We start from the raw sequence: 22,028 nt of genomic DNA, 5'->3' as shown, positions 1-22,028 counted from the left end.
CGACGCCGCGCCCCGGCCCGTGGGCCATCCGAGTTGCCGGGCGGCGGGACCGGGTGTGCCCTTGAGGAAAGCGGGGGGAAGCGAGGGAACGCGGGGGGCGACGGAAGGAGCTCTCTGCCATGGCCGCACAAGCTTCGGCGCAGGCCCGCGGCACGCGTGGACGTGCGCGTGTCCGGCGTCACTCCACGATGAGCTGGGCCGTTCCCGTCACGCTCGGCGTGATCCTCGGCTGGTACGCGACGTCCATCGTCCGGGACGGCGGTGTGCTCACCGGCACGCAGCTGGCGCTCGGCCTCGTCTCAGGGGCGGTGCTCGCGGCGCTCTGCTTCGGCCTGGGCCGGGTGCAGAAGCGCCTGCCGACGGGGATCAAAGCGGCCGCGTACGGGGCGCTGACCGGCGGCTCGATCGGCTTCCTCAGCAGCCTGACCGGCAGGAGCGTGATGAGCGCGTCGCTGTACGGCGTGGTGACGGGGGCCGGCATGCTGCTGGCCGCGTTCTACTTCTTCTACACGCGGGAGGAGTGAGCGTTCTCCCCACGGTGTTCTTCCCGCGCGAGGAGCGAGCGTTCTCCACGCCGGGTTCTCCACGCCGTTCGCGAGGACCGAGAACGTCCGGCCTGCCGGAGCGGGCCCGCGCATCAGCTGCGCGGGCCCGCTCCGGCGACCGGTGGGGCCGTCAGGCGCGGACCACGGTCACCGGGCACTGCGCGTGCTGGGTGACGTGGAGACTCACCGAGCCGAGCAGGGTGGCCTTGAAGCCGCTGTATCCGCGTGCGCCCACGACCAGCAGGTTCGCGCCCGCGGCCCGGTCGAGCAGGGCCTGTGCCGGGTTGCCGATCACCACGATCTTGCTGACGGACGCCGCGCCCTCGGCGCCCAGGGCCTCCTCCAGCGTCTCGGTCAGCGACACCGTGGCCAGGGCCTGGGGGTCGAAGTCCTCGGGGAAGCCCGGCATCATGGACGCCCAGCTGGTCGCGGGGTACTCCCAGCTGTTGACGGCCTCCACCGTGTCACCGGTCAGCTCGGCCTGACGCACGGCCCAGTGCAGTGCCTTGACCGACGACTCGGAGCCGTCCACGCCCACCACGATCCTGCCCATCTCTGCCTCCAGCTCGGTCATGCCCGTGCGTGGTGCGGCATGCCGCACCACGCACCTTCTCGGCAACTGTAGTCAAACCGGACGAAACGCACGGTTTCCTGGGTGTGGGTTCCGGGCCGGTCGTCCGGAGGTCAGTCCAGGCGCAGATCGGCCAGCTGACGCTCGAAGGGGACCACTTCGTCGTCCAGTCCGAGGGCCTTGGAGGCCCCGGAGACCGCCCGGCCGCCCGTGACCGCCTGCGCGAGCTCGCCGCCCGCGCGCCGGATCCGGGCCGGCAGGCCCTCCGTGTACTCGTCGCCCGACGAGCCCCAGTCCTCCGACGCCGCGTACACCGACGTCGGCAGCGTGACGGCCCGCAGATAGGCGAAGAGCGGACGCATCGCGTGCTCCAGGACCAGCGAGTGGCGGGCGGTGCCGCCGGTCGCCGCGACGACGACGGGCTTGCCGGTCAGCGCGGTGTTCTCGACCAGGTCGAAGAACGACTTGAACAGGCCGCTGTACGAGGCGGTGAAGACCGGGGTGACGGCGATCAGTCCGTCGGCCCCCGCGACCGCGCCGATGGCCTCCTCCAGCGTGGCCGACGGGAAACCGGACACCAGGTTGCCCGCGATGTCGACGGCCAGGTCGCGCAGTTCGATCACCCGGACGTCGACCGTGCGGTCCTGCTCGGCCTCCAGCCGTTCCCGGGTGGCGGCGGCCAGCCGGTCGGCCAGCAGCCTGGTCGACGAAGGGCTGCTCAGCCCGGCCGAGACGGCGACGATCCTCAGCGGTTCGGTGGCGAACACGGTCAGCTCTCCTTCGTGGCGGCGTTGGCGGTGACGGCGGGGTGCAGGGGCGCGGTCTCGGGGACCCCGGCGGGCCGCAGGGCGGCGAACTCCTTGCGCAGCACCGGGACGACCTCCTCGCCGAGGATGTCGAGCTGCTCCAGGACCGTCTTCAGCGGCAGTCCCGCGTGGTCCATCAGGAACAGCTGGCGCTGGTAGTCGCCCACGGCGTCGCGGAACGACAGCGTGCGCTCGATGACCTCCTGCGGGGAGCCCACGGTCAGCGGCGTCTGCTGGGTGAAGTCCTCCATCGACGGCCCGTGCCCGTAGACCGGTGCGTTGTCGAAGTACGGACGGAATTCCCGTACCGCGTCCTGCGAGTTCTTGCGCATGAACACCTGGCCGCCGAGGCCCACGATGGCCTGCTCGGCGGTGCCGTGCCCGTAGTGGGCGTAGCGCTGCCGGTAGAGGCTCACCATCTTCTTCGTGTGCTCGATGGGCCAGAAGATGTTGTTGTGGAAGAAGCCGTCGCCGTAGTACGCGGCCTGCTCGGCGATCTCCGGGGAGCGGATGGAGCCGTGCCAGACGAACGGCGGGACGCCGTCCAGCGGGCGCGGGGTCGAGGTGAAGGACTGCAGCGGCGTGCGGAACTTCCCGTCCCAGTCGACGACGTCCTCGCGCCACAGCTTGTGCAGCAGGGCGTAGTTCTCGACGGCGAGCGGGATGCCCTGGCGGATGTCCTTGCCGAACCACGGGTAGACCGGTCCGGTGTTGCCGCGGCCCATCATCAGGTCGACGCGGCCGTCGGCGAGGTGCTGGAGCGTGGCGTAGTCCTCGGCGATCTTCACCGGGTCGTTGGTGGTGATCAGGGTCGTCGAGGTGGACAGGATGATGCGCTCGGTGCGGGCGGCGATGTAGCCGAGGGTGGTCGTCGGCGAGGAGGGGACGAACGGGGGGTTGTGGTGCTCGCCGGTCGCGAACACGTCGAGCCCGACCTCCTCGGCCTTCCGCGCGATGGCGACGGTGGCCTTGATCCGCTCGTGCTCGCTCGGCGTCGTGCCGGTCGTCGGGTCGGTGGTGATGTCCCCGACGGTGAAGATCCCGAACTGCATGGCGCCCGCCTCCAGGCATGTGGTTGAACGTTGAACTATCTGAACACACCCTACAACGGAGCACCCCCCTTCCCTATTCCGCCGGACGCGGACCCGTTCCGGGGCGGGGTGCGACGCCGTGGAGCGGGCCGTGGATCCGGCGCCCGTGCCGGGTGGGTGCGGGGGCGGCCCGGGCCGGGCGGGCGGCGGCGGGGCCGGAGGGGAGGGGTGGAGCGGTGGCCGGACTCAGCCCCGCCCGGCGTCCTCGGCCGCCCGCGCCGCCTCGATCTCCCGCTCGGCCCACTCGCTCCACTCGGCCTGCATCTGCATGAACCGCTTGCCCCACTCCAGGGTGAGCCGGCCGTAGACGGACAGATCGCTCCCGTCCCAGTCCGTGGCCTTCTCGGTGGACTGGAACTCGGCATGCCGCGCGCGTGCGAACTCGGCCCGCCTGTGCACGAAGTCGCGGGCCTCGTCCCACTCGACCGCTCCGAGCAGGAAGACCCTCAGGAGGATGTCGTTGCGGCGGTAACCGTTCGGGGCGACCACCAGGAGCCAGTCACGCAGCTCGGCGCGGCCCGCTTCGGTGAGCTCGTAGGTCTTGCGCCCGCGGGGGCCCTCGGACGCGACCCGGGTCAGGCCGGCGGCGTCCAGTTTGGTCAGCTCGGTGTAGATCTGGCTCTGGGTGGCGGGCCAGACGTGCGCGAGTGACGTACGGAAGGTGCCCAGCAGGTCGTAGCCGCTGGCCGGTCCCTCCGCGAGCAGGCCGAGGAGTGCGTGTCGAAGGCTCATGGGGATTACTTTACCTCCGACCTTCCACTATTGACATGTCATGAGGTGACCTTCTACATTTGACATGTCAGTTCAGGAGCGTGCGGGTCGGTCGCCGACCGTCCGCGCGGTCCGGCATCCGTCCGTAGGCAAGCAGGGGGACTTCTCATGGCGTACTTGCGCGGCTTTCTTCCGTGGATCGCGGTCAGCGTGCTCGTCGGCACCATCGACATCAGGTACGCCCTGCTGGCGGGACTGGTGCTCGCCCTCGCCCTGATCGTGGTGCGGCGGCGTGCGGGCAGTGACTGGGCCGCGCTCGTCATCGAGACCGGAGCCGCCCTCTACTTCGCCGTGTGCACCGCCGCGGCCTTCGCCGCCCCGGACTCCGGCCTCGTGACGGACTACTCCTCGGCCGGGTCCTCCCTGTGGCTGGCCCTGCTGGCCTGGGGGTCGCTCGCCATCGGCAAGCCGTTCACGAGGGGGATCGCACGGACCACGGTCCCGGCCGAGCACTGGGACAGCCCGCTGTTCCTGCGCGTCAACACGGTCATCACCGCGGTCTGGGCGGCGGCCTTCACCATCGGCGGCGCCGGCTCGGTGTGGCTGCACCACGCGCATCCGGACAGCGGCACCGCCCGCACGGTCCTGACCGCCGTCTGCGTCGTCGTTCCGATCCTGTTCACCGTGCGCTACCCGGAGATCGCACGCGCCCGATTCGTCGCCGCCGCTCCCGCGCGTCCCGCCGAGTGACGTCCTGCCCGGTGACCGGCCCGCCGGGTCCCTGCACCTCGGGCGCTTCCTCGGCCCCTCGGCAACCGGGTGCGGCTCCACGATCTCGGAGGCCGGGAGGCGACGGGGGGACCGCGAGGAAGCGGACCACCGGGGTCACCCGCGTCAGCGCCGGGTCAACGACTCGCGTCTGCCCAGGAGTTCGGCGAGCCCGCGGCGGGTCGCGGCGATGACGACGCGGTCGGTGGGCTGGAGTACGTAGCCGGGGTGCAGGTTCCACACGAGGCCGCCGCCCGGGCCCGCCCCGGGGGTCTGCGGCGGGCGTGCGGGATCGGGCGGGGCCACGTCCAGGGCGAGCACCCGCCAGGCCCCGGCCCGGAACGCCTGCTCCACGGTCCGGCCCTCCAGCTGCGGATGCCCCGCCACCTCGACGGCGGCGAACAGCATCACCTTCCGCTCGACCGGAATCGCGCCCAGGATCTGCCGGCCCATCATGGCGACCGCGAACGACGGCCCCGCCAGGTGCGAGACCGAACGGGAACGCGTCAGGGCCTGCGGGTGGGCCGTGCGCAGGGTCCGGTACACGGCGGTGGCGAACTCGTCGTCGAACAGGCGCAGCGTCACCCGCAGATCCGGCTTGAGGGAGCGGGCGTACAGCGCGGCCTCCAGGTTCGTCGTGTCGACGCTGGTCAGGGCGAGCAGACCGCGCGAGCGCCCGATCTTGGCGGCCTCCAGGACGCCCTCCTGCGTGACGTCCCCGAGGACCACCGGCACATGCAGCCGCCGCGCCACCGGGATGCCGCGCGCGTCCGGATCGTCCTCCACGCACACCACGGGGATGCCCAGCTCCCGCAGGTGCACCAGCACGCGGGTGCCGATCTTGCCGAGGCCGAGCAGCACCACGTGCCCGGACAGCCCGCGCGGCGGGCGCCGCAGCGACGACGCCGTGCGCAGCGATCCGAAGGCCTCCAGCACGCCCGCCACGAGCAGGGGCAGGAGCATCAGCCCGGCGACACCGGACAGCAGCTGGATGACCTTCCTGGCGGTGGGTTCGCCGATCGCCGGGTCACCCATCGCGAACAGGTCGAGCAGGGTGAGGTAGCCGGCGTGCAGGGGGTGGTCGCCGGTGGTGACCGACGACGCGATCGCGAGCCCGAGGACCGCCAGGCCGACGCCCAGCGCCGACCACCGCAGCCGCCGCGAGAAGAACTGGCTCAGCGGTGCGCTCCGGCCGCTCATCCGGGGCTTCGGAGCGGCGGGCCCCGACTGGGTGACGGTCTCCAGGACGACCGTCCTGCGCCCCGTCGCCGCGGCCACCTGCGCCTGGTCGGGCAGGAGTTGGGGCCCCTCGGCGCCGCTGCTGTCGGAGCCCTCGGTGCCGGCCGGGTCGTGGGTGGTGGAGGAGAGGAGCGCCAGCGTGCACAGGCCGGGGTCGGCGACCTGGCCGTCGCTGGGCGGGGTGCGTTCGGCCGCCCGCAGGAACAGGCCCTCCGCGCGGATCACCTTGGTGGATCCGGCGAGCGCGGTGGCCGCGAGGGACGGAGCGGCGGTGTCGGCGTCGGACAGGACCGTCGTGGAGGCGTCGAGCGCGGCCGGGCCGAGCCCGGGGGAGGCCACGGCGGCCGCCTGGTCGAGCAGGGTCTCCAGGTGCTGGCCCAGCTTGCGGTTGTAGAGCCGGATCACCAGCCGGACGCGGGGGTTGAGCCGGCGGGCGGTCAGCGCGGCCCGGATGTTGCGCTCGTCGTCGTCGTAGACGAGGGCCACCGCGGCGGCCGTGTCGATGCCCGCCTCCTCGAGCGCCTCGTCGGAGGGCTCCGCCGCCTGCAGAATGCGTACCGCCTCCACCCCGGCGTTGGTGTCCCCGTCCCCCGTGCCGCCGTGCGCGAGGCCCCCGTTGCGGCTGTTCATCGCCGAGGACATGCGGCCGAAGAGGGCGGCCGCCCGGCCGCGCCCGGTGAGCGGCAGTTCCGGCCGGGCCGCGCCCGGCTCCGGTGGCACGACCAGGGTGACCCGCTCCCCGTAGACGTACCGCAGCTCGACGGCGAGCCGCTGGGCGAGCGCGTCGTCGCCACAGACGACCATGTGGCCGGAGAACGGAGGGCGTTGGGGCTGCTGGGGAAGGGGAGGCACGTGTCCCAGCATGCCTTGTCCGCTGCCTCTCTTCGGGTGATCGGTACGGTCAGCGGTCCGCCCGAGTCCCGGAGCCGGGGTCGGGGGGGGCTCGGGTGGGGCGCCGGCCGGGAGGCGCACGCCGGCCGGCCCGCGTCGGCGGTGCCGAGTTGCTTGGCGAGGCTGTCGCCGATCAGTGGCAGCTAAACCGGCGGGCATGGCGCACCAGCAGCCACGCCACGGCCCAGGCGGCCAGCAGCGCCCCGGCGAGGACGCCGAAGGCGAGTGCGGCCCGCATGGTCCCCGTGGTGCGGCTGTGGTGCAGCAGGACCGAGCCGGTCGACGCGGTGAACCAGCCGACGGCCACCATCACGGAGACGGAGACGGCGACGGGCACGCCTCCTATCCCGGCGAGGTCGGTGTTTAGGTCGGCGTCGAAGGAGTGGTGGTCGGCCGCACCGGTCAGGACGAGCAGCCAGAAGGCGATGACGACCACCAGCGCCGCGGAGAAGAGCACGGCCGGGAATGTCCGGGTCGCGGTCAGGAACTCCTGCATCGGTCCACCCCCCTGCCCCCGGCCTGCGGCTCGGCCGGAGCGTGTCGCGGGTCGCGTGGTGAGCCCCGGAGCCGCGGCGCCGTCCCAACGGCACCGCGGCAACCGGGTCTTCCCCCGCCCCCCTGCACCCCCGTGTTCCCCCGTGGACCCCCGGTTGGTGCTGACAGGATCGTGTCAGCACCCCCCGGTCGGCCGCATTGCCGGAATCCGGCAGCCTTTCTCCGTGCTCCATGCCGGGCACCGGCATGCGCGCTTCGGCGTTGTGCGAATATCGGAGCGGAGTCGGCAGAGGGGCGGGCGCGTGGCGGAACCGGTGATTCCGGAGAGTTTTCTGGACGGTTACGCCCAGATCCTGGCCGAGGTGGCCGTCACCGGCCGGCGGCTCACCCGGGAGGAACTCGACACCCGCCGTGCCCTCGGCAGGCAGGCCGCCGAGGCCGGACACCAGTTGCGCGCGCTGGTCCGGATGCATCTGGCCGCGACCCGCACCACCTGGCCGGCCGCCGTCCCCGGAGTGGCCGCGGCCGCCACCGCCGCGGCCACCGAGAGCGTGCTGGCGGCGGTGGAGCAGACGGTCGACGCGTTCGCCGAGGGTTTCGAGCGGGCCCAGCGCCTCACCGTGCGGCGGGAGGAGGCGGCGCGCCGGGAGTTCATCGACGATCTGCTGTACGGCCGCAGCGACCTGGGCCGGCTCGCCGAGCGCGCCACCCGGTTCGGGCTGCGGCTCTCCCGCGCCCACGCCGTCGCGGTGGCGGCGGGCCCGGAGGCGTACACCGAGACCGACACCGTCCCGCGGCAGGTGGAGTCGGCGCTGCTGGGCCGGTTCAGCGGACGCAAGATCCTGCTCACGACGAAGGACGGCCGGCTGATCTGCATCGCGCCCGGCAGCCAGCCCGACGTCCTGCGGTACTTCGCCAAGCAGGCGCACGCGGCGACGGACGGCGGGCGGGTGGCGGTCGGCCGGGCCCACCGGGGGCCCGGAGGCGTGGTCCAGTCGTACGACGAGGCACTCGACGCACTCGACCTGGCGGACCGGATGGGCATGGAAGACCCCGTGCTGTACGCCGCCGACCTGCTGGTCTACCCGGTGCTGACCCGGGACCGGCAGGCGATGGCCGATCTGGTGCGCAGCGAACTCGGCCCGCTCCAGCAGGCGCGGGGCGGCGCGGAGCCGCTGCTGAAGACGCTCTCGGTGTACTTCGACGCGGGCTGTGTCGCGGCCGAGACCGCCCGGCGGCTGGCGCTGAGCGTGCGGGCGCTGACGTACCGGCTGGAGCGGATCCACCAGCTCACCGGCTCCGACCCCTCCGACCCGGTGCACCGCTACACCCTGCAGACCGCGGTGATCGGGGCCCGGCTGCTGGACTGGCCGGCCAAGGAGGTCTGAGCCGCCGCCCCCCGGCCGCCGGAAGCCAGGAACCCGCCCCGCTCCCCGCTCGCCGCCGGGTCGGGAGCCCGCCCCGCTCCCCGCTCGCTGCCGGGTTCCGGCAGCACGTGTGCGTCGGCGGGTTCCCCGCATGCGGTCACGCCGACCTCCGTCTAGCGTGATCACTCGGGGGATTCCGGTGTCGTGTGCAGTGAGGGAGATCCGCACCATGGCCCGTCATGCACGTCAGCCAGGGGTACCCGACGAGGACGGACGACAGGGGCGGGTGGCCACCGAGGGGCCCTCCCGGGACGCGCCCGGCCAGGAGCGGGGGCCCTCCCACCGGTGGTGGGTGCTGGGCGTGATCGGGCTCGCGCAGCTGATGGTGGTCCTCGACGCGACGATCGTGAACATCGCGCTGCCCTCCGCGCAGCAGGACCTCGGTTTCAGCGACGGCAACCGGCAATGGACCGTGACGGCGTACGCCCTCGCCTTCGGCTCGCTGCTGCTGCTCGGCGGACGCATCGCCGACCTGGTCGGCCGGCGGGTGGTGTTCCTGACCGGTCTGGTCGGCTTCGCGGTCGCCTCGGCCATCGGCGGCGCCGCCCCGAGCTTCGAGATCCTGGTGCTGGCCCGCGCCCTGCAGGGTGTGTTCGGGGCGCTTCTCGCCCCGGCCGCCCTCTCGCTCCTCACCACGACGTTCACCGTGCCCAAGGAGCGGGCGAAGGCGTTCGGGATCTACGGGGCCATCGCGGGTGCGGGCGGCGCGGTGGGGCTGCTGCTCGGCGGGGTGCTCACCGAGTACCTGAACTGGCGCTGGTGCCTGTACGTGAACCTGCTGTTCGCGCTCCTCGCCTTCGTCGGCGGCGCGCGCCTGCTGACGGCCGGTGCGCCGGCCGATCGTCCGAAGCTGGACATCCCGGGGACCGTGCTGGTCTCCGCCGGTCTCTTCTGCATCGTGTTCGGGTTCTCCAACGCCGAGACGCATGCCTGGAGTTCGCCGCAGACCTGGGGGTTCCTGCTGGCCGGCGCGGTGCTCGTGTCCGCCTTCGCGTGGTGGCAGACCCGGGCGGCACATCCGCTGCTGCCGATGCGCGTGGTGCTGGACCGGGACCGCGGGGCCTCGTTCCTCGGCATGTTCATCTCCGGCGCCGGCATGTTCGGCGTGTTCCTGTTCCTGACGTACTACCTCCAGAAGAGCCTGCTGTACTCGCCCGTCTCCACGGGGGCCGCCTTCCTGCCGATGGTCGCCGTCATGATCGTGACGTCCGTGACGACGACGAACACCCTGGTGCCGCGGTTCGGGGCGAAACCGATCGTGCCGCTCGGCATGGGGCTCTCGGCGGCCGCCATGATGTGGCTGACCACCCTGGATTTGAACAGCAGTTATCTCGGCCATGTGCTGCCGCCGCTGATCTGCCTGGGCCTGGGGCTCGGCATGATCTTCGCCACGGCGATGAACCTGGCCACGGCCGGGGTGGCGCCCCGGGACGCCGGCGTGGCCTCCGCGATGGTCAACACCAGCCAGCAGGTCGGCGGTTCCATCGGGACGGCGCTGCTGAACACCCTGGCGACCAGCGCCGCCACCCGCTACCTGGCGGGCCGCAAGCCGACCCCGGCCGCCGTCGCCCAGGCCCAGCTGGAGAGTTACTCGACCGCGTACTGGTGGTCGGCGGGCTTCTTCGTGCTCGGGCTGCTGGTCACGGTCGTGCTCTACCGCCGGGGCGTGCCCCGCCCCCACGAGGTCGCGGAGCCCGGGACGGTACCGGCCTGACGCGACCGGTGGCACGGATTCACCGGCGGGGGCCGGTGCCCTCCACGAGACGTACGAAGGGGAGGGACTCGCCGACCCGGTGGTAGTCCACCGTTCTCCCGTCGACGGCTAACCCCATGAAGCCGGCGAGACGGCGTGCGGTCCGGGGATGCCGGGACGCGTACCGCGACATCACCTCTCCGCCCTCCTCGGCCGGCAGGAGGTGCGCCGTCACGGCGTGGAACCTTCGCCCGTCCTGCACGGCGGCGTGCGGCGTACGGACCAGATTGCGGTACCAGTCGGCGTCCGGACCGAAACCGGAGGCCACCGTCCAGCTCCGGCGGCCGTCCACGGTCGCGGACTCGACGACCTCGATCACCGTCCGCCGGGGGCGGCCCGTGGTCCGCCCGGTGTGCACGAGGAGCAGCAGCCGGCCGCGGAACAGCGGTCCGAGCCCCGCGCGGAACATGTGGACGGGCAGCCGGGTGGCGACGCGCCGCAGGCCGGTCGGCAGGGGCGGGCGCTGCGGCTCGTACAGGGGTGCGGGTTCAGGCGTCACCGGTCAAACGTCGCACAGGGAAAAGGTGGGTGTCATGGCGTTGTTCCGGGGATTCGGTGACGGTTCGACACCACGTCCCGGGGCCTCGGCGCGCCGGGTCGCTCGCGCCACTTCCACCCCTCACCCCTCTTCTGCCACCAACGCCACTCGCGTCTGCGAACCCTCTCCGCGACAGCCGCCCCGCGAACTATCGTCGCGAGCATGGTCGATCACGATGCCCTCGGTGCCACCCGCGAGGCCTACGACGCCGCCGCCCCCACCTACGCGCAGCTGTTCGGCGACGAGCTGCGCCACCGCCCCCTGGACCGCGCGATGCTGAGCGCCTTCGCCGAGCTGGTACGCGCGAGCGGGGACGGCCAGGTCGCGGACCTGGGCTGCGGGCCCGGCCACGTCACGGCTCATCTGGCCGCGTCGGGGCTCTCCGTGCGCGGCGTCGACGCCTCGTCCGCCATGATCGAGACGGCCCGGCAGGCCCATCCGGGCCTGCGGTTCGACACGGGCTCCATGGCCGCGCTGGACATCGCCGACGGGGTGCTGGGCGGGGTCCTCTCACGGTGGTCCGTCATCCACACGCCGCCGCCGGATCTCCCGGTGATCCTCGCGGAGTTCCACCGGGTGCTGGCCCCCGGCGGCCACCTCCTGATCGGCTTCTCCGCCAGCGAGGGCCCTTCGCACCCGTCGCAGGGCTTCGACCACGCGGTCGCGCGCGCCTACCGGTGGTGGCCCGATCACCTCGCCGCCCTGCTGCGTGCGGCCGGGCTGGCCGAGGTGGCCCGGATGGTGCGCGAGCCCGAGCCCACCGACCGGCGGCAGTTCCGGGAGATCCACCTGCTCGCCCGGAAGGACTGAAGGCGCTCACGGCGGCACAGCCCCGGGAGGGGCGCGGACGCCTGCCCCGGGCTGCCGCCGCCCCCCACGAAGCTCGACGGTGCCGCCCGGTCAGTCCGCGGACGCGGCCAGCTCCTCCTGCGGGGCAGCGGTCGCCCGCTCGGCGGGGGCCGCCCCGGGCGTACCGGCCGGCCCGTCACCCCCGCCCCGCCACTTGCGGATCAGCTCGACCGCCGGCTGGGTCCAGCGCGCGGTGAGCGGCCCGACGATGACCAGGATGAGGACGTACGCGGTGGCGATGGGCCCGATCCGGGGCTCCGTCGCCACGGCGAGTCCGGCGATGACGATGGAGAACTCGCCACGGGCGACGAGCGTGCCGCCCGCCCGCCAGCGCCCGCGCGACCCGATGCCCGCCCGCCGGGCCGCGTACCAGCCGGTGGCGATCTTGGTGAAGACGGTGACGACGGCCAGCAGCGCGGCCGGCAGGAGCACCGGCGGGATCTCCGCGGGATCGGTGGAGAGGCCGAAGAACACGAAGAAGACGGCGGCGAAGAGGTCCCGCAGGGGGGTCAGCAGTTTGCGCGCCCCCTCCGCGACCTCGCCGGAGAGCGCGATGCCGACGAGGAAGGCGCCGACGGCCGCCGACACCTGCAGTTGCTGGGCCACCCCCGCGACCAGGACGGTCAGCCCGAGCACGACGAGCAGCAGCATCTCCGGATTGTCGGAGGACACGGCCCGGCTGATGAGCCGGCCGTGCCGCAGCGCGAGGTAGAGCACGAAACCGACGGTGCCGAGCGCGACGAGCAGCGCGATGCTGCCCCCGGCGAAGCCGACGCCCGCGAGCATCGCGGTGAGCAGCGGCAGGTAGACGGCCATCGACAGGTCCTCGATGACCAGCACTCCGAGGATGACGGGCGTCTCCCGGTTGCCGAGCCGGCCCAGGTCGGTGAGGACCTTGGCGATCACTCCGGACGAGGAGATCCAGGTGACGCCGCCCAGTGCCACGCCGCCCACGGGCCCCCAGCCCAGCAGCAGCGCGGCGACGGCGCCCGGGGTCGCGTTGAGGACGAAGTCCACGGCACCCGACGGGTACTGCGTCTTGAGGCTGGTGACGAGTTCGGAGGCGCTGTACTCGAGCCCCAGCAGAAGGAGCAGCAGGATGACGCCGATCTCGGCGCCCACGGCGGTGAACTCCTCGCTCGCCCCCAGCGGCAGCAGCCCGCCCTCCCCGAAGGCGAGCCCGGCCAGCAGGTACAGCGGGATGGGCGAGAGTCCTACGCGGCCGGCGAGCCGGCCGATGATCCCCAGGCCCAGGATGACGGAGCCGAGCTCCACCAGAAGTGCGGTCGTGTCATGCACGGTCAGCCCTCCGCAATGATCTCGGAGAGCGTGTCGACGCCCTCCCTCGTACCGACGACGACGAGCGTGTCCCCGATGGCGAGCCGGAAGTCCGGCCCGGGTGACGGATGCGCGCTGTGGGTCCGCAGCACCGCCACGATCGAGGCCCCCGTCCGGGTCCGCGCGCGGGTCTCCCCGAGCATCCGGCCGCCGTACGGGGAACGCGTACCGAGCGGGATGTGCTCGGTGACCAGGTCGATGCCCTCGGTCCGGACGGCGTCGATCGGCGCCGCGTCGATGAGGTGGGCGAGCCCGGTGGCTTCCTGTGGGGTCAGGGGGACGGAGAGCCGGCAGGAATCGGGATCGTCCTGGTCGTAGAAGCCGATGAACCGCCGGCCGTCGTGGTGGACGACGACGGAGATGTGCTGTCCCGACTCGGTGGTGTAGTCGTACTGCACGCCGACTCCGGGCAGCGTGGTGCGGTGGGTTCCCATGGCTTCCTCCCGAGGAGCGCGGCGCGCGCCGTGACGTTCTTGGTCAACTCTTTAGCTTCGCATTACCCTATCCGGAGGGTTCCGCCGCCTTTCCGTACGGGGGCGGGGCCGGCCCTCCCGGCACGGACCGGGCCCGCACACACGCGTGCCCGGCCGGTGACGCGGAACCGGCCGGGCACGGCTGCGGGAGGCCGGAGTCAGTCGCCGATCTCGATCTTTCCGTTCGGCGCGGCCGCTTCGTGCTGGGCCGGGACCTCAGGCTGAGGGCTCGCGCCCTTGAGGCTGCGCAGCAGCGCGGCGAGGTCGACCCCCGTGGTGGAGCTGAGGAGTTCCATGCCCTGCGCGACGTTGTCCGTGACCGTGCGCGACAGCCGGCTGGCGCCGTCCGTCGAGATGACGGTCATCTTGTCGATCGCGCTCAGCGGCTCGGCCGCCTTCGCGACGACCTGTGGGAGCACCTCGATGAGCATCTGCAGGACGGCCGCGTCGCCGTACTGCTGGAAGGCGTCGGCCTTCTTCCGCATGGCTTCGGCCTCCGCGGCGCCCCGCGCGGCGATGGCGGCCGCCTCGGCCTCGCCCTCGATACGGACGGCGTCGGCGAGCGCGGAGCGGTGCAGTTTCTCGCCCTGACCGGTCAGCCGGGAGCGCTCGGCGTCCGCCTCGGCCTCCTTGACCTGGGCGATGCGCCGGGCCTCCGCCTCCTGCTCGGCCTGGTAGCGCGCGGCGTCGGCGGGCTTGCGGACCTTGGTGTCGAGCTCACGGTCGGTCAGGGCGGCCTGGCGCTCGGCGACCTTCTCCTGCTCCTGGAGGACCTCCTGCTGACGGGCGGCCTCGGCGAGCGGGCCCGCGGCGTTCGCCCGCGCGGCGGCCGCTTCCGTCTCGGCCTTGATCTCGGCCTGCTTCAGGTTGAACGTCCGCTCGGCGATGGCGATCTCCTCGGCCGCCTTCAGCCGGGCCTGCTCGGAGGCGCGGCGGGCGTTCGCCTCGGCGATGTCCGCCTCCTGCTTGGCGCGGGCGGCCTCCGGGCGTCCGAGGTCCTCGAGGTAGGAGCCCTCGGTCGTGATGTCCTGGATCTGGAAGGCGTCCAGGATCAGGCCCTGACCCGACAGGCTCGCCTCGGCCTCCTCCGCCACCTGACCGGCGAACGCGGCCCGGTCGCGGATGATGTCCTCGACCGACATCCGGCCGACGATGGCGCGCAGCGCACCGGAGAGCACTTCCTGGGTGAAGCCGACGATCCCGTCCTGCTGGCGGAGGAAACGCTGGGCGGCGGCCCGGATGGCGTCCTCGCTGCCGCCGACCTTGACGATCGCGACGCCTTCGAGGTGGGACTTCACCCCGCGCAGGGTGACGGCGCCGCGCACGGCGACGGGGATGTGCCGGCTGGAGAGGTCCAGGGTGAACTTCTGCTGGACGAAGGGCACGACGAAGACGCCGCCGCCGACGACGACCTTCTGCCCGCTGTTGTCGATGCTGGCCCGCCCGGTCACCGGGTCCACGGACTTCTTGCCGCGGCGGCCGGTGATGATGAACGCCTGGCTGGGCCCCGCGACCTTGTAGCGGGTGATGACGGCGAGGGCGAGCAGGAAGAGGAGTACGACGACTCCGACGATGGCGATCAGGACTGGACTCATGAGGCTGTCCCCCTCTGCCTCCCGGGACGGGGACGGCAGTTCTGTGGCGAGCGGTGGTGTGCCGGCGGTGTGCCGGTTCAGCGTTCGACGGGACGGACCGAGACCGAGGTGGTGGAGAGCGTGGCCTCGACCCAGACCTCGGCGCCGCGCGCGACCGGTACCGGGCTCTTCGCCGCGAGCTTCACGATCTGGCCCCCGAGGCGCAGCAGCACCTCCCCGTAGCCGTCGGCCGGAATGGCCGTGACCACGGAACCGGAGGTGCCGATGAGGTCCTCGTCCCGGGGCGTGGCATGGGTCTGATCCCGCATCAGCGCCCGGCTGAACCTGAGCGTCAGCCAGGCCGCGACCAGCCCCGCGAGCACCCCGGCGGCCGTGGCGGCGACCGGGCCGGCGCCGGTCGTGCCGAGCACGATGGCGCCGCCGAATCCGAGCATGGAGAGGAAACCCGCCACCACCGGAAGGGAGACCAGCCCGCCGAAGAGACCTTCCAGCAAGCCCCCGAAGAGTCCTTCGAGGATTCCGTCGAAGATCAGGGACAGGGCGAGAAGCGCGATTCCCGCAAGGCCGAGACCGAGAAACAAGGTCACGTGATCGCCCTCCCCGGCTGCGGACCCCCCGAACATTTCCGTCGAACTGGCTGGATGGTCCCATACATGCCGGCGCGCCGACACTGCCGGGACCCGGCAGTCTTCTAGGCTCCGCCGATGCCGGAAAGATGGCCCGCGAGCGTGTCCAGCGACTGGAACGTCGCACCCAGCAGCGCCACGTGCTTCCAGCGCAGCACCCCGCCGGCGTCGATCAGGAACACCGCCCGCCGCACCCCGATCCCGGGCGCGGCCACCCCGAACGCGCGGGCCGTCGCCCGGTCCGGGTCCGCCAGCAGCGGCATGCGCAGCCCATGGCCGCGGGCGAACGCCTCGTGGCTGTCCACATCCTGTGGACTGATTCCCCAGACCTCGGCGTCGAGCCCCTCGAAGATCTCCATGCCGGAGGAGTACGAGCAGAGCTGCCGGGTGCACACGGCGGTGTTGTCCCCGGGGTAGAAGGCGAGGACGAGGGCGCGGCCGCGCGCGGCGGAGAGCGTGTAGTCGCGGCGTTCGAAGGAGCCCTCTTCCAGGACGCCTCCCGCCAGCGTGAAGTCAGGGACTGACTGACCGAGTTGGAGTGACGCTGCCATGCGGTGTCCTTAGGTGTACGGAAGTTGAGGGCGTCCCAGGTGCCCGAGGGCGCCGCCCGTGCTCCGTACAGCATGCTCGGTCCTGCCCGCCGTGTTCACCCCGGCGGGCGGGGGGAGCAGGCCTGGCCGTCCGGCTCCGTCAGGAACAGGCCGAGCACGAGGGCGAGGGCCGGGATCGCGCACAGGATCGTGAACACGCCCTGCGGGCCGTACGCCTGCGCCGCGGCGCCGAGCGCGGGTGCGATCAGGCCCCCGACGCTGACGGCGAGGCCGAGCGTGACGCCCGCCGCGGTGCCGGGGCGGCCCGGCAGGTAGTCCTGGCCGAGCTTGACCAGGACGGCGAACGGGATGTTCAGGGCCAGCCCCGACAGGATCGCGAAGAGCAGCGGCAGGACCGTGCCGGGGGTCAGCCGCAGGGCGATCAGCGCCGGTACGGTCATCAGGGCGCCGAGCTGGACCGTACGGACCATGCCGGTCCGGTCGGCGATCCGGCCGCCGAGCAGCGTCCCGGCCACCCCGCCGACGAGGAAGCAGGCGAGCGCCACCCCCGCGAGCCCCCGGCCGGAGTGCAGATGGCGGATCCAGAACAGTTCGATGAAGGTGATCGCGCCGAAGAACGCCACCGACCGCACCACCTCGATGCCGGTCAGGACGAGGAACGGCCCCCACCGGTCCCGCCCCGCCCGCGCGGCCGCGCGGACCGCGGTCGCGGCGGGGCGGTGCCGGAGCAGGACGAAAGCCATCAGGACGGCCGGCGGGATGAAGAGCGCCGTGGCGCCGACCCCCATCGCGACGAGGGCCGGCGTCGCCAGGACGGGAGCGAGGAAGAAGCCCACGCTGCCGCCCGCGGCGAAGACGCTCATCGCGGACGCGCTGTCCCCGGCCGCCTCGCGGGCCGCCTTGCCGGCCGCCGGATGGAACATCGCCACGCCCAGTCCGGACAGCAGGATCAGCAGCCACACCGCGGCGTACGGCCGGACCAGCCCGGACAGGCCCAGGCCGATGCCCGCGACGGCCAGTCCGGCCGGGGCCATCCTGCTCAGCCGGTAGCGGTCCACGGCGATGCCGATGAAGGGCTGCGGAACCGCACTGCCCAGCGCCGCCGCGAGGGTGAGCCCCGAAGCGGCGACGTAGCTGTAACCGCGGTCCAGCACGAAGTACGGGACACAGGCGGGGACGAGCCCCTGGTACAGGTCGTCCGCGGCGTGCGCCACGCCCCACATCCGCATCCGGCGCCACGCGGACGCGGGCGGCGGTCGTCGCGAGGTGGCCGGGGCCGGGGGCGAGGCGTCGGCGGGCGGGGTCGGTCGGGCCGTCGGACCGGTCATCTCAGGGGCTCCTTGCTGGGGTCCCTCCGAGGATTCCGGCTGCGGGGATCAGCGGGCTATCGATATTCTGCCGACCCATGTCGACAACCTGCCGCGTGCTCCACGGGCCCGCCCGGGTGCCGCTCGCGCACCGGGAGCGCATCGAGCGCCACCACCATCTGGAGCACCAGCTCGTCTGCCCGTCCCGCGGGGTGCTGGAGGTGTCCACGCCGCTCGGGGTGTGGGCCGTGCCGCCGCACCGGGCGGTGTGGATCCCGGCCGGAGTGGTCCATGCCCATCTGGCCTTCGGGCCGACGGAGCTGCGGGCGCTCTCCTTCGGTCCCCGGGACAACCCCCTGCGGCTCGACCGACCGACCGTGCTGGCCGTGACCCCGCTGCTGCGCGAGGTCGTGGCCTGTCTGACGGACGACACGGAGCTGACCGGGGACGCGCGGCAGCGGCGCAATCTGGAGCGGGTCGCACTCGACCAGCTGCGCAGGGTCGAGCCGCTCGCGGTCTGCCTGCCGTCACCGGCCGACGCCCGGCTGCGGGACATCGCCCGGATCCTGCGGGACGACCCCGCCGACGGGCGCACCCTCACCGAGCTGGGCGCCGCCGTCGGCTCGGCGTCCCGCACCCTGTCACGGCTGTTCCGCGCCGAGACCGGTATGTCGTTCCCGCAGTGGCGCACCCAGCTGCGGCTGCACCACGCGCTGACGCTGCTGGCGTCGGGCGGCTCGGTCACCGCCGTCGCGGCGGCGTGCGGCTACAGCGGGCCGAGCGCGTTCATCCAGTCGTTCCGGCACGCGTTCGGCACCACGCCCGGCTCCTACGCGGCGGGCGGTACCGGCGCGGCGTAATAGGCCAGGAACATGTCCACCCCGTGCGTGATCAGCCGCTCGGTGGCGTCGTCGTCGATCGTCGTCCCGTACGAGCCGAAGACCAGGTGCGGGAAGACCAGCAGCGCGTACAGCTGGATGATCGCCGTCTCCAGGTCGGGGACGACCAGCCGGCCGCAGCCGGCCAGATCGCGCAGGGCTTCGGCCACGGCGGGGTGGTGACCCTCGGGGCCGTGGTCCTGCCAGGCCCGCGCGAGCTCCGGGAAGCGGTGCAGCTCGGCGGCCACCAGATTGCGCAGGGCGATGACATCGGCGTTGCCCCGGACGGCCGCCACCCAGGTCCTGGCCGCGTCGACGAACGCTGCCCGCAGATCGGGTGCGTCGGCGAGGGCGGCGAGCGCCGTCGCCGACGCGCCGTCGAGCGGCTCGTCGAGCGCCCCCGCGACCACGGCGGTGAACAGCGCTTCCTTGCTGGCGAAGTGGTTGTAGACGGTGACCTTCGAGACGCCCGCTCCGGCGGCGATGGCGTCCATGGCCACGCCGAACCCGTCCCGGAGGAACGCCTCGCGGGCCGCTTTCAGGATGGCCCGCCGCTTGGCCTCGGCGCGCGGTCCTGCGGGGCGGGGCTTGATGTCCATGAGCCGATGCTAGCAATGGCCTGAACTGTACAGTTGAGTTCACCTGTACTGAGCCGTACAGTTCAGTTCATGACTCACGACACCCCATCGAAGGCCGCCGCGCCTGCCCACGGGCCCGGCCGACACCTCCCCCCGCCGGCGGTCCGCCGCCCCGGCGCCATGCTCGCGGTCATCTGCGCGGCCCAGTTCATGCTGGTGCTCGACGTCACCGTGGTGAACGTCGCGCTGCCCGACATGGCCGCGGACCTGCACCTCGGCCGCACCGCGATGACCTGGGCGGTCACCGCGTACACCCTCTGCTTCGGCGGGCTGATGCTGCTCGGCGGGCGCCTCGCCGACGCTCTCGGAGCCCGGCGCACCCTCCTCGCCGGTCTGACCGTCTTCACCGCCGCCTCCCTGGTGTCCGGGCTCGCGGGCAGCGCGCCGGTGCTGCTCGGCGGCCGGGTCGCGCAGGGCGTGGGCGCCGCACTGCTGTCCCCGGCGGCCCTGTCGCTCGTCACCACCTCGTTCCACGGCGCCGCCCGCACCAGGGCGCTCGGGGTGTGGGCCGCGATCGGCGGCACCGGTTCGGCGATCGGCGTGCTGGTGGGCGGCGCGCTGACCGGCGGACCCGGGTGGAGCTGGGTCTTCTACGTCAACGTGCCCGTCGGCCTGGCCCTGCTGGCCGCCGTCCCCGTCCTCGTACCGCCGCGCGCGCCGCAGCCGGCGGCCGCCCGGCTCGACGCCCCCGGGGCGGTGCTCGTCACGGGCGGCACCGGTGCGCTCATCTACGGACTGGTCAAGGCAGGGGACGGCGGCTGGAGTGCCCCCGCCACACTGCTGCCGCTCGTCGCCGCCGTGGTGCTGTACGCGGGGTTCGCGGCGGTGGAACGGGTGGCCCGGGAACCGCTGATGGACCTGCGGATGTTCACCCGCCGCCCGGTGCTCGCCGGCGCGTTCCTGATGCTGATCGCCACCGGACTGCTGATCGCGTTCTTCTTCCTCGGCTCGGTCTACCTCCAGCACGTCCGCGGCTTCGGGGCGCTGCGCACCGGGCTCGTCTTCCTGCCGGTGGCGGTGGCCGTCGGCGCCGGCGCGCACCTGGGCGCGCGGCTCGTCACGTCGGTGGGCAGCCGGGCCACCGCGGTCGGCGGGATGGTGATCGCCACCGCCGGCTGCGTCCCGCCGGCCCGGATCGGCGCGGACACCAGCGTGTACGGGGTGCTGCTGCCGGGTCTCGCGGTGGCCGCGTTCGGTCTCGGGGCGGTGTTCGTCACCGCCACCACGACCGCGCTGGGCATGGTCGCGCACGAGGAGGCGGGCCTCGCGTCGGGGGTGGTCAACACCTTCCACGAAGTGGGCGGTTCGATCGGCGTCGCGGTCGTGTCCACCGTGGCCGCCGCGGGAATCGGCGGTGCCCCGGGCACGGTGACCGGCTTCGCGGACGCCTTCCTCGTGTGCGCGGTGGCGGCGGGCGGCTGCGCCGCGGTGTCCGCGGTGCTGGTGCCCCGGGGGAAGCCGGAGACGGGGGGCGCGATGCCGGTGCACTGAGCCGGGTGGCGGCCGGGCCTTGCCGTCGACCGGGCCCGCCGCAGGGGGCCGGGCCCGGTCCGAAAGCTGCGGGAGGGGCCGGGCCGGGGCACGTCGGCGGTGTTGTCAGTGGCGGGTGCGACGATCGGATCATGAAGCCGTTGCTCCTCGCCGACATCGAGGCCGCCGTCCGCAGCAGTTGGGGCGCCGACACCACCACGCCCGAGCACCGCCCGCACTGGACCCCGGACCATCCCGCCCGCGACCAGTGCGGGGTCACCGCCCTGGTCCTGCACGACCTGCTGGGCGGCGAGCTCATACGCGGCGAGGTCCATGTCGACGGCGTCCGCACCGACTTCCACTGGTGGAACCGGCTCGGACCGGGGACGGACATCGACCTGACGCGTGAACAGTTCGCCGCCGAGGAGATCGTCTCGGGCGGGACGGTGATTCCCCGCCCTCCGCGGATAGTCCGCCTCCGGGAGGAGTACGAGCTGCTGCGCGACCGGGTCCTGGAGCGCCTGGACTGTGCCGCGTGACAGGGCGGTGGGTCAGCCCAGTTCGAGGCTGGTGACGCCGAACAGCCCGGAGTGATCGACGTCCGGTGCCGGACCGGTGTACATGCGGGCCGTCTCGAACGACGGGGTGAGCCCCAGCTCCTCGGCCAGCCGTACCGCCGCCGGGTTCACGTCGGGTACGTCGACGGCGACCGGCGCCGACGGATCGGTGGCCGCGAGCGCGCTCACCAGGGCCCGGGCGATCTCCGGCGTGGCCGCGTACAGCGGCCCGATGCGCGAGGAGGTACGGCAGGCGCGCAGCACGGCGAGGCCCCGCACCTCGCCCTCGGCCAGCGCGACGAGCGCCGTGCGCCCGGGCGTGGTGGTCCAGGCCGCGAGGAAGCTGTCCCGCGCGGCCGGGAAGAACCGCCGGTCGTACGCCGTGACCTGGCCGAACGGCAGCGTCCGGACGTCCACCAGGGCGACGCCGGGCGGCGGCGCGATGTCCACGGGGGCGAGCCCCTCGTACCGCAGGTTCGTCCAGGCCGGAAGGAAGCCGGACTTCCGGTAGTTGGGCTGCTGCTCGACCACTCCGTCGAGGCCCGTGTTCCGCCCGGCCAGTCGCGCCGTCCCGGTGGCCCAGAGCCGGCTCCCGTATCCCTGCCCGCGCAGCTCCGGGCGGGTCAGATAGAAGCCCAGGAAACCGAAGTCGGAGCCGTAACGCACCACGGAGACACAGGAGACGGGCACTCCGTCGAGCCGGCCGATCAGGAAGCCGCACGGATCGGCGGCGAAGAACGCCTGACCGTCGGTCAGCCCGGGGTTCCAGCCCTCGGCGTGGGCCCAGTCCGCCATCATCCTGATGTCGTCCGCGCTTGCTGTGGTGATCTCGAAAGTCGGCACGGCTCCACCATGGACCCCGCGCGCGGCTCGTTCAACGATGCCGGCCACCCGGACCGGGCGGCCGACGA

22 protein-coding genes and 1 pseudogene are annotated in these 22,028 nt (G+C 73.1%); 8 read left to right on the top strand and 15 right to left on the bottom strand.

What is annotated here, in order from left to right:
* Window positions 1–119: 119 nt before the first annotated feature.
* Complete coding sequence (locus tag E6R60_RS13080) at window positions 120–524, top strand: hypothetical protein (RefSeq protein WP_136326663.1); 405 nt, start codon at window positions 120–122, stop codon at window positions 522–524.
* A gap of 151 nt (window positions 525–675) precedes the next feature.
* On the opposite strand, the gene E6R60_RS13075 is transcribed toward E6R60_RS13080, so the two are convergent.
* The 4 genes from E6R60_RS13075 to E6R60_RS13060 form a co-directional block, all read right to left on the bottom strand.
* A complete protein-coding gene (locus E6R60_RS13075) occupies window positions 676–1,098 on the bottom strand; it encodes a universal stress protein (RefSeq protein WP_136326790.1) in 423 nt (140 codons plus the stop codon).
* Between the two features lie 131 nt (window positions 1,099–1,229).
* Window positions 1,230–1,883, bottom strand: a complete 654-nt coding sequence (locus E6R60_RS13070) for an FMN reductase (RefSeq protein ID WP_136326662.1) — start codon at window positions 1,881–1,883, stop codon at window positions 1,230–1,232.
* A gap of 2 nt (window positions 1,884–1,885) precedes the next feature.
* Window positions 1,886–2,974: an LLM class flavin-dependent oxidoreductase gene (locus E6R60_RS13065; protein WP_136326661.1), complete on the bottom strand. Its 1,089-nt coding sequence runs from the start codon at window positions 2,972–2,974 to the stop codon at window positions 1,886–1,888.
* A 225-nt stretch (window positions 2,975–3,199) separates the two neighbouring features.
* Window positions 3,200–3,745, bottom strand: a complete 546-nt coding sequence (locus E6R60_RS13060; RefSeq protein WP_136326660.1) for a PadR family transcriptional regulator — start codon at window positions 3,743–3,745, stop codon at window positions 3,200–3,202.
* A 147-nt stretch (window positions 3,746–3,892) separates the two neighbouring features.
* Here E6R60_RS13060 and E6R60_RS13055 point away from each other — a divergent pair, with 147 nt between their 5' ends.
* Window positions 3,893–4,474, top strand: a complete 582-nt coding sequence (locus E6R60_RS13055; RefSeq protein WP_136326659.1) for a hypothetical protein — start codon at window positions 3,893–3,895, stop codon at window positions 4,472–4,474.
* Between the two features lie 144 nt (window positions 4,475–4,618).
* Here the strand turns inward: E6R60_RS13055 and E6R60_RS13050 are convergent, their stop codons facing one another.
* The gene (locus E6R60_RS13050) at window positions 4,619–6,595 is read right to left on the bottom strand and encodes an NAD(P)-binding protein (protein WP_136326658.1); all 1,977 of its coding nucleotides are present in this window, start codon (window positions 6,593–6,595) and stop codon (window positions 4,619–4,621) included.
* A 172-nt stretch (window positions 6,596–6,767) separates the two neighbouring features.
* Window positions 6,768–7,118, bottom strand: a pseudogene (locus E6R60_RS13045) (hypothetical protein); the annotation flags it as partial.
* 301 nt (window positions 7,119–7,419) lie between these two features.
* Here E6R60_RS13045 and E6R60_RS13040 point away from each other — a divergent pair.
* Both E6R60_RS13040 and E6R60_RS13035 read left to right on the top strand, forming a co-directional pair.
* The gene (locus E6R60_RS13040) at window positions 7,420–8,505 is read left to right on the top strand and encodes a helix-turn-helix domain-containing protein (RefSeq protein ID WP_136326657.1); all 1,086 of its coding nucleotides are present in this window, start codon (window positions 7,420–7,422) and stop codon (window positions 8,503–8,505) included.
* Window positions 8,506–8,713: 208 nt separating this feature from the next.
* Window positions 8,714–10,258, top strand: coding sequence for an MFS transporter (locus E6R60_RS13035; protein ID WP_136326656.1), 1,545 nt, complete (start codon window positions 8,714–8,716; stop codon window positions 10,256–10,258).
* A 19-nt stretch (window positions 10,259–10,277) separates the two neighbouring features.
* Here the strand turns inward: E6R60_RS13035 and E6R60_RS13030 are convergent, their stop codons facing one another.
* Window positions 10,278–10,706: a nitroreductase family deazaflavin-dependent oxidoreductase gene (locus E6R60_RS13030; protein WP_136326789.1), complete on the bottom strand. Its 429-nt coding sequence runs from the start codon at window positions 10,704–10,706 to the stop codon at window positions 10,278–10,280.
* Window positions 10,707–10,997: 291 nt separating this feature from the next.
* Between E6R60_RS13030 and E6R60_RS13025 the strand changes: the two genes are divergently transcribed.
* Entirely contained in the window at window positions 10,998–11,645 is a 648-nt protein-coding gene (locus E6R60_RS13025) for a class I SAM-dependent methyltransferase (protein WP_136326655.1), read from the top strand.
* Window positions 11,646–11,735: 90 nt separating this feature from the next.
* Here the strand turns inward: E6R60_RS13025 and E6R60_RS13020 are convergent, their stop codons facing one another.
* From E6R60_RS13020 to E6R60_RS12995, 6 genes are all read right to left on the bottom strand, one after another.
* Window positions 11,736–12,983 carry a cation:proton antiporter gene (locus tag E6R60_RS13020; protein WP_136326654.1) on the bottom strand — a complete coding sequence of 416 codons (1,248 nt, stop codon included), beginning with the start codon at window positions 12,981–12,983 and terminating at the stop codon, window positions 11,736–11,738.
* A 2-nt stretch (window positions 12,984–12,985) separates the two neighbouring features.
* A complete protein-coding gene (locus E6R60_RS13015) occupies window positions 12,986–13,456 on the bottom strand; it encodes a TrkA C-terminal domain-containing protein (RefSeq protein WP_136326653.1) in 471 nt (156 codons plus the stop codon).
* A 197-nt stretch (window positions 13,457–13,653) separates the two neighbouring features.
* Window positions 13,654–15,090, bottom strand: a complete 1,437-nt coding sequence (locus E6R60_RS13010) for a flotillin family protein (RefSeq protein WP_240802528.1) — start codon at window positions 15,088–15,090, stop codon at window positions 13,654–13,656.
* Window positions 15,091–15,167: 77 nt separating this feature from the next.
* A complete protein-coding gene (locus E6R60_RS13005; RefSeq protein WP_136326652.1) occupies window positions 15,168–15,677 on the bottom strand; it encodes an NfeD family protein in 510 nt (169 codons plus the stop codon).
* Window positions 15,678–15,781: 104 nt separating this feature from the next.
* Window positions 15,782–16,267 carry a peroxiredoxin gene (locus E6R60_RS13000; protein WP_136326651.1) on the bottom strand — a complete coding sequence of 162 codons (486 nt, stop codon included), beginning with the start codon at window positions 16,265–16,267 and terminating at the stop codon, window positions 15,782–15,784.
* Window positions 16,268–16,362: 95 nt separating this feature from the next.
* Entirely contained in the window at window positions 16,363–17,595 is a 1,233-nt protein-coding gene (locus tag E6R60_RS12995; protein WP_136326650.1) for an MFS transporter, read from the bottom strand.
* 77 nt (window positions 17,596–17,672) lie between these two features.
* Here E6R60_RS12995 and E6R60_RS12990 point away from each other — a divergent pair, with 77 nt between their 5' ends.
* On the top strand, window positions 17,673–18,434 hold the full coding sequence (locus E6R60_RS12990; protein ID WP_136326649.1) for a helix-turn-helix transcriptional regulator: 762 nt from the start codon (window positions 17,673–17,675) through the stop codon (window positions 18,432–18,434).
* On the opposite strand, the gene E6R60_RS12985 is transcribed toward E6R60_RS12990, so the two are convergent.
* Window positions 18,404–19,051: a TetR/AcrR family transcriptional regulator gene (locus E6R60_RS12985; RefSeq protein WP_136326648.1), complete on the bottom strand. Its 648-nt coding sequence runs from the start codon at window positions 19,049–19,051 to the stop codon at window positions 18,404–18,406. The genes E6R60_RS12990 and E6R60_RS12985 overlap by 31 nt on opposite strands.
* Window positions 19,052–19,210: 159 nt before the next feature.
* Here E6R60_RS12985 and E6R60_RS12980 point away from each other — a divergent pair, with 159 nt between their 5' ends.
* Window positions 19,211–20,581, top strand: coding sequence for an MFS transporter (locus tag E6R60_RS12980; RefSeq protein ID WP_136326787.1), 1,371 nt, complete (start codon window positions 19,211–19,213; stop codon window positions 20,579–20,581).
* A 131-nt stretch (window positions 20,582–20,712) separates the two neighbouring features.
* Complete coding sequence (locus tag E6R60_RS12975) at window positions 20,713–21,099, top strand: hypothetical protein (RefSeq protein WP_136326647.1); 387 nt, start codon at window positions 20,713–20,715, stop codon at window positions 21,097–21,099.
* A gap of 12 nt (window positions 21,100–21,111) precedes the next feature.
* Here the strand turns inward: E6R60_RS12975 and E6R60_RS12970 are convergent, their stop codons facing one another.
* Entirely contained in the window at window positions 21,112–21,960 is an 849-nt protein-coding gene (locus E6R60_RS12970; RefSeq protein WP_136326646.1) for a GNAT family N-acetyltransferase, read from the bottom strand.
* Window positions 21,961–22,028: the final 68 nt, after the last annotated feature.

The sequence above is a fragment of the Streptomyces sp. A0642 genome (assembly GCF_004795105.1).
In the GTDB taxonomy this organism is placed as follows: domain Bacteria; phylum Actinomycetota; class Actinomycetes; order Streptomycetales; family Streptomycetaceae; genus Streptomyces.
The sequence above is the reverse complement of the archived record's forward strand: the minus strand, read 5'-3'. Positions and strand labels throughout refer to the sequence as shown.

Bases quoted from the DNA above. Each gene is read 5' to 3' on its own strand.
- E6R60_RS13065 (WP_136326661.1), bottom strand. From the start codon at position 2,974: ATGCAGTTCGGGATCTTCACCGTCGGGGACATCACCACCGACCCGACG.
- E6R60_RS13010 (WP_240802528.1), bottom strand. From the start codon at position 15,090: ATGAGTCCAGTCCTGATCGCCATCGTCGGAGTCGTCGTACTCCTCTTC.
- E6R60_RS13000 (WP_136326651.1), bottom strand. From the start codon at position 16,267: ATGGCAGCGTCACTCCAACTCGGTCAGTCAGTCCCTGACTTCACGCTG.
- E6R60_RS12995 (WP_136326650.1), bottom strand. From the start codon at position 17,595: ATGACCGGTCCGACGGCCCGACCGACCCCGCCCGCCGACGCCTCGCCC.
- E6R60_RS13080 (WP_136326663.1), top strand. From the start codon at position 120: ATGGCCGCACAAGCTTCGGCGCAGGCCCGCGGCACGCGTGGACGTGCG.
- E6R60_RS13035 (WP_136326656.1), top strand. From the start codon at position 8,714: ATGGCCCGTCATGCACGTCAGCCAGGGGTACCCGACGAGGACGGACGA.
- E6R60_RS13030 (WP_136326789.1), bottom strand. From the start codon at position 10,706: ATGTTCCGCGCGGGGCTCGGACCGCTGTTCCGCGGCCGGCTGCTGCTC.
- E6R60_RS13075 (WP_136326790.1), bottom strand. From the start codon at position 1,098: ATGGGCAGGATCGTGGTGGGCGTGGACGGCTCCGAGTCGTCGGTCAAG.
- E6R60_RS12980 (WP_136326787.1), top strand. From the start codon at position 19,211: ATGCTCGCGGTCATCTGCGCGGCCCAGTTCATGCTGGTGCTCGACGTC.
- E6R60_RS13025 (WP_136326655.1), top strand. From the start codon at position 10,998: ATGGTCGATCACGATGCCCTCGGTGCCACCCGCGAGGCCTACGACGCC.
- E6R60_RS12975 (WP_136326647.1), top strand. From the start codon at position 20,713: ATGAAGCCGTTGCTCCTCGCCGACATCGAGGCCGCCGTCCGCAGCAGT.
- E6R60_RS12990 (WP_136326649.1), top strand. From the start codon at position 17,673: ATGTCGACAACCTGCCGCGTGCTCCACGGGCCCGCCCGGGTGCCGCTC.
- E6R60_RS13015 (WP_136326653.1), bottom strand. From the start codon at position 13,456: ATGGGAACCCACCGCACCACGCTGCCCGGAGTCGGCGTGCAGTACGAC.
- E6R60_RS12985 (WP_136326648.1), bottom strand. From the start codon at position 19,051: ATGGACATCAAGCCCCGCCCCGCAGGACCGCGCGCCGAGGCCAAGCGG.
- E6R60_RS13055 (WP_136326659.1), top strand. From the start codon at position 3,893: ATGGCGTACTTGCGCGGCTTTCTTCCGTGGATCGCGGTCAGCGTGCTC.
- E6R60_RS13050 (WP_136326658.1), bottom strand. From the start codon at position 6,595: ATGCTGGGACACGTGCCTCCCCTTCCCCAGCAGCCCCAACGCCCTCCG.
- E6R60_RS13060 (WP_136326660.1), bottom strand. From the start codon at position 3,745: ATGAGCCTTCGACACGCACTCCTCGGCCTGCTCGCGGAGGGACCGGCC.